The organism is Rhodococcus sp. BS-15, assembly GCF_000813105.1.
Classification (GTDB): domain Bacteria; phylum Actinomycetota; class Actinomycetes; order Mycobacteriales; family Mycobacteriaceae; genus Rhodococcoides.
The window spans coordinates 1-3,393 of sequence record NZ_BAOX01000406.1 but is presented as its reverse complement, the minus strand read 5'-3'; the positions used below and the strand labels follow the sequence as shown (position 1 = coordinate 3,393).

5 protein-coding genes and 1 pseudogene are annotated in these 3,393 nt (G+C 67.3%); all 6 read right to left on the bottom strand.

All coding sequences use genetic code 11. The annotated features are described in order from the left end of the window. Positions 1–123 precede the first annotated feature (123 nt). Entirely contained in the window at positions 124–798 is a 675-nt protein-coding gene (locus RHBS_RS25880) for a hypothetical protein (RefSeq protein ID WP_237669736.1), read from the bottom strand. Between the two features lie 47 nt (positions 799–845). After that, positions 846–1,082: a hypothetical protein gene (locus tag RHBS_RS25875; RefSeq protein ID WP_032393575.1), complete on the bottom strand. Its 237-nt coding sequence runs from the start codon at positions 1,080–1,082 to the stop codon at positions 846–848. Positions 1,083–1,092: 10 nt separating this feature from the next. Beyond that, a complete protein-coding gene (locus tag RHBS_RS25870) occupies positions 1,093–1,374 on the bottom strand; it encodes a hypothetical protein (RefSeq protein WP_121870945.1) in 282 nt (93 codons plus the stop codon). Further along, positions 1,371–1,850 (bottom strand): hypothetical protein, encoded by a 480-nt coding sequence (locus tag RHBS_RS25865; RefSeq protein WP_237669734.1) that lies wholly within the window; start codon positions 1,848–1,850, stop codon positions 1,371–1,373. The genes RHBS_RS25870 and RHBS_RS25865 overlap by 4 nt, the downstream gene beginning before the upstream one ends. Further along, complete coding sequence (locus RHBS_RS31195) at positions 1,804–2,904, bottom strand: hypothetical protein (protein WP_237669732.1); 1,101 nt, start codon at positions 2,902–2,904, stop codon at positions 1,804–1,806. Before RHBS_RS31195 ends, RHBS_RS25865 begins: the two co-directional genes overlap by 47 nt. Continuing rightward, a pseudogene (locus tag RHBS_RS25860) lies at positions 2,901–3,393 on the bottom strand (hypothetical protein); the annotation flags it as partial. The pseudogene RHBS_RS25860 and the gene RHBS_RS31195, both read right to left, overlap by 4 nt.

The window sequence follows — 3,393 nt, the reverse complement described above, 5'->3', positions numbered from 1 at the left end:
CGCCGACGACGACGAGAACGATCACGATCACCGACAGCACCAGCGTCCACCGGCGTCCGCCCAGGACCTGTCCGTCGTCACCCGGGGACGACGGCACGGGATTGTGTCGCGGGGCTGTGCTCATCACGATTTCTCCAAGGGTGTTGCCTCTGCCGGTACTTCGGTGATCGAGCGCACTCTGACGGTGGTGTCGCCGGGCTCGGGAAGCAGTAGCCGCCAGTCCTCGCCCGACCAGAGAACTGCGGTGTCGGATGCGGCGATCGATTCGTCGGGGAAGGTGGTGTAGATCGTCAGAGCCGCCCGCTCGGCGGTGTAGTCGGTGATCCGGTACCCGGCGATCGAGGGACGCTCGTCGGCGGCAGGGGGTGCGGTGATCGAGATCAGCTGCCGGTTGACGGCGAACGAGTCACGTGCAGGTCCGGGAGCGACCGCGGCATTGACACCGATGGCCATTGGTAGTCGGGAGCGACCGAGATCCGCACGGTCTGTTGCAGTGCTGCCAGGGCCGCACCCTGCGGGTCGTGAGTGAATCCGCCGACAGGGCCGCTTCCCGGATTGCGGGCCGGGCCCTGATCGCCGACAGGCAGTGCGATGCCTTGGTAGTCCTGCCAGCGCACCCCGGTCGGTGGTGCGGACGGATCCGGGGGCCGTCGAGGTGGTCGGAGCCGCCGTATCGGTGGCTTCGGTGCCGCCGGAGCTGCAGGCCGTGGCCAGTGCCGCTGCGAGCAGCCCGACGGCTATCCATGCTCGTGCCCCGCGGATGCGGGGTGCCCCGTCGTCGGGTGTGGATGCGGTCATGGTCGGAGATGCCTCTTTCGTTACGCGATGCTGGGGCGCTCGCATGGTCAGAACGTCAACAGGGCTGCGGCGATACCGGTTGCGGCAGAGGCGAACACGGCCGAGATGAGCGTGACCACGATCGATTGAGCGGCGTCGGTCTCGTGGGGGGACTCTCGTCGGGTGTAGGCCAAACGTCCTGCGGCCCAGATCAATCGGATGGTGAATATCGCGAAGGCGAACCAGAGCAGGTATTGCAGCAACTGCACCAATGGTTCGGTGACCTCGGTCGGTGGTGTCTTCACCTGTGCACGCTCATCCGGCGACGCTGGTCATGATGGTGCCGGCGCTGGTGGCGATGACACCGCCGATCAGGGCACCGACAATGATCTTCGGCGATTCCAGTGCCCCGCCGTTGTACTTCTCCCAGCCGAATTTTCCGCCGCCGTAGACCAGTGCACACACCCCGGCGAGAAGGACAAACCAACTGAGCCAGCGGCCCAGGCGTAGGAAGCCGTCGGACTTCGGGGGCGCTTCGGGGGTGAGCTCGATCTGGGCGAGGATGTCGATTCCGGTGTGCAGGCTGTGCAGGATCATGGCTTTCCTTTTGTCGGGGTGGTGGAGCGTTGAACGTCGAGGAGGATGGCCTCGCGTAGTTCCGATCCGACGGTGGCGATGTCGGCGGGAACGTCTGTGGCACTGCGCTTTTTCTCCGGTTGCGGATCGAACGGTGACCAGACCGCCAGGCCGCTGGGATCTCGCGCGAGTGGGTACTGCTCGATCCAGCCGATGCGCCAGTCGCGGCCGACGAGTGCGGTGACCACGTCGCGGGTCTGCTGGATCTGTTTGGGCAGCTTTCGACCCGGTCGGTCGGCCACGGTGATCAGGCCGATGATCGTGGAGGGTCCACCGTGGCCTGCGGTGTGTTGACGGAGCAGTTCACCTGCTTTGACCAGTCCCGAGACGGTCTCGCGGGCAACGATCGCGACGTAGGGACTTTGCTTTCCGTACCCGCCGGGCCAGCGGTCACCGCAGTCGCCGGCGGGAGCGAGGACGTGGGCGAGGGTGCTCACGCCTGCGCCGCCGTGTGCGCCGAGCAGCCAGAGCATCGGGGACGGGGAACGATCCGGTAGTGGTATCGGCCTGTCCCAGATCGGGAGCTCGCGTTCGGGTAGGCGCATCGAGAGATCTCCCGACTTGCGGGGTGTCTGGTTGCTGGAGGTCGCGAGGTGGGGAATGCTCACCGGTCCTGCCTCCGGCGGCAGCGCGGACGGTGTTTGCCCGCAGCTGCTCGTAGGCGGCGGACGTCGCTGGGTTCAGCTCGTCGGCCGTAATCGGCAGCCCGGTGGCCAGGTGAGGGTCGTAGGGGATGTCGAGGACGGCGAACACTTTGCCGTGCAGGTGGTTTCGGAGTTCGTTGAGGTCGATTCCAGGTGTTCCCGGGAGCTGGTGGGATATCGCGATGATGGTGCGCAGTGGGCCTGCATCCGTGGCGGTGTAGCGGATGGTTTCCAGTGCCGCGCGCATCCGATTGACGGCATCGGCGCGGGCATGGACGGCCAGGACTATCGCCGCCCAGGGCTCGGACCGCAGCGGATCGGCTGCGGCGCGGCCGAACCCGCGGTGTCCGAGGTCGTAGATCGAGGTATCGACTTGGCTGCGGAGGTAGCGATCGATGCCCCGGTATGCCGGCTCGGCCGACTGCAGCCAGGCGCGCCCGAGTATGTGTGCTCCTGCCGAGGTCGCAGAGGTGCAGTCGGCGACCGAGGCCGGCACGTTGTCGGGGTCGGAGCTGTCGAAGGCGGTTTCGATGACGGTGTCGCTGACCATGGAATCTGCGCCGCGTTCGACCAGATCACCGCCTGCAGGTGTTGCGTCGACGACGACCACGTCGTGGCCGCGGGCAGACCATGCGTTGCCCAGTCCGAGTGCTGTCGTGCTCGCTCCTGCGCCCCCGCAGCACCGAGGACCAGAGTCATCGGTGGTATCGGTTCGGGGGGCGGGCACCGGTTCGGGGTGAGCACGTAGGGGAAGGACCCGTGCGCCCTGGTCCGCGGGGTCGGGTAACGGACTCTCTGGGGGCGGGGTGAGCCATTCGCTCATCCATTCGGCGCGCTCTTCGGTCACTGTGCTGCTCCGATCGAGGTGATGAAGGTGCGGCCACCGGCGTCGGTGGTGCTGATGGTCTGTTTGTCCGTGGTGCGAGTGCCGTCGCTGTACCGCTGTTCGAGGGTCACGGCGTAGGTGTTCGGGGCGGCGGCCCGGATGCTCACGCAGTGCTCGGTACCGGCGGGAATGGTGTCGATGCCGCGTTGGAGCTCGTCGGCGGTTGCAGACTTCAACTGCGCGTTCGGCGCGAGGATCTCGCGGGCGGCCGCGCCGCTGCGTTCGACGTAGTAGGCGTGCTCGAACGCCAGGATTGCTGCGCTTCCCGAGGTGGTACCGCCTGGGCCCGCGCCGGTCACCACGCCGTCGGTCACCGATTCGGGGCACCAGGAGTGGGCGAGCGCAGCGGTGGTGGTCGTGGGTGCGGGCAGCTCGGATGTCGGGGCTGGGGTCGACACGGCCTCGATCTCGGGCGTGGTGTCCGGGTCGGAGGTGAAGGCAGAGACCGCA

Coding starts and splice junctions, on each gene's coding strand:
- RHBS_RS25880 (WP_237669736.1), bottom strand. CDS start 798: ATGACCGCATCCACACCCGACGACGGGGCACCCCGCATCCGCGGGGCA.
- RHBS_RS25870 (WP_121870945.1), bottom strand. CDS start 1,374: ATGATCCTGCACAGCCTGCACACCGGAATCGACATCCTCGCCCAGATC.